2 protein-coding genes are annotated in these 1,430 nt (G+C 70.4%); both read right to left on the minus strand.

Translation table 11 applies throughout. The annotated features are described in order from the left end of the window. Positions 1-373: sigma-70 family RNA polymerase sigma factor (locus MXD58_RS27545; RefSeq protein WP_250610982.1), on the minus strand; the 373-nt coding region annotated here is incomplete at its 3' end. 154 nt (positions 374-527) lie between these two features. After that, a partial coding sequence (locus MXD58_RS27550; protein WP_250610997.1) for an AAA family ATPase occupies positions 528-1,430 on the minus strand: 903 nt, incomplete at its 5' end.

Here is a 1,430-nt window from a genome sequence, read left to right on the forward strand (position 1 = left end):
CAGACAGATGCCCTGGGCCGCCACCACGATCGGCTTCTCGATCGCCTCGAGCTCGTCGTAGAGCAGATGGTGAGTGCTGCGCCGCCGCGGCCGGGCGGGCCGCGCGGCGGCGGTGCCGGTCGACGGCGAGGTTGCGGGCGACCTGGAACAGCCAGGCGCGGGCGTTGGCGTGGACGGCGAGCCGTTCGCGGTGGCGCCAGGCGCGCAGGAACGTCTCCTGCACCAGGTCCTCGGCCTGGCCGGGGTCCTCGGGGCTGATGCGCCGGGCGTAGCCGAGCAGGTCCGCGGCATGCTCGCCGAACAGGGTCTGGACGACACCGGCCGCGGGTTCGCCGGCCCACGGCCGGTCGGGGCCGGCGGTGGGGTTCGTCATCGAGCCGGCCCTCCTCCGCGAGACCTTCACCGTGCGCCCTGTGCGGGTGGTCGGCCACGCAGCGCCAGCCTAGCGATATGTCATTAATTCGTCTTGTAACGTGCTTTCGTCTACTTTGCGGTCGGTGCGCGGACATTCCCCGGCCATTGCTTGTTCAGCCGTCGTTCGCCGCGACCACCGCCGCGGGCAGGTCCGCGGGTTCCAGCCGACGCAGGTCCTGCGTGGTCGCCACGTCGAGTTCCGCTACCCGCTGGGCCTGGCTCTCCGTCATCTGCTGAAACACCTGGCGGGCGAGGCGGCCGTTGCCGAACCCGCGGTCGCGGGGCAGCGCCGCGAAGTAGGCGTCGAGGGCGTCCAGCGTCGGGTCGGGCAGTTCGTACTCGTGGATGCGGCACTGGGCGGTCACGATCTGGACGAGTTCCGCGCTGCCGTAGTCGTCGAAGGTGATGACCCGGGCGAACCGGGAGGCCAGCCCCGGATTGGACGCGACGAACCGGCCCATCTCCGCCGGGTAGCCAGCCACGATCACCACGATCCGGTCGCGGTGATCCTCCATCAGCTTGACCAGCGTCGCGATCGCCTCGGCACCGAAGTCGTTGCCCAGCCCGTGCGGCACCAGCGAGTAGGCCTCGTCGATGAACAGCACCCCGCCGAGCGCCCGGCGGAACACCGCCTGGGTCTTCGGCGCGGTGTGTCCGACGTACTCGCCGACCATGTCCGAGCGGTCGGCCTCGACGAGGTGACCGCGTTCGAGCACGCCGAGCGCGGCGAGCAGCCGACCGTAGAGCCGGGCCACCGTCGTCTTGCCCGTCCCCGGATTGCCGGCGAACACCAGATGACGGCTCAGCGGCGGCGCGGGCAGCCCGGCCTCCTGCCGGCGCCGGACCGTCCGCATCAACTTGACCTGCGCGCCGACGTCCTGCTTGACCCGTTCCAGGCCGATCAGCTCGGACAGTTCACCCAGCAGGTCCGCCAGGCTCTCCTCCGAGCAGATCGCCCGAAAGTAGCCACAACAGGTTGTTACACCGGTGACATATTCAAGGACGTTAGGCGCGCC

The organism is Frankia sp. AgKG'84/4, from assembly GCF_023242965.2.
Taxonomy (GTDB): Bacteria; Actinomycetota; Actinomycetes; order Frankiales; family Frankiaceae; genus Frankia.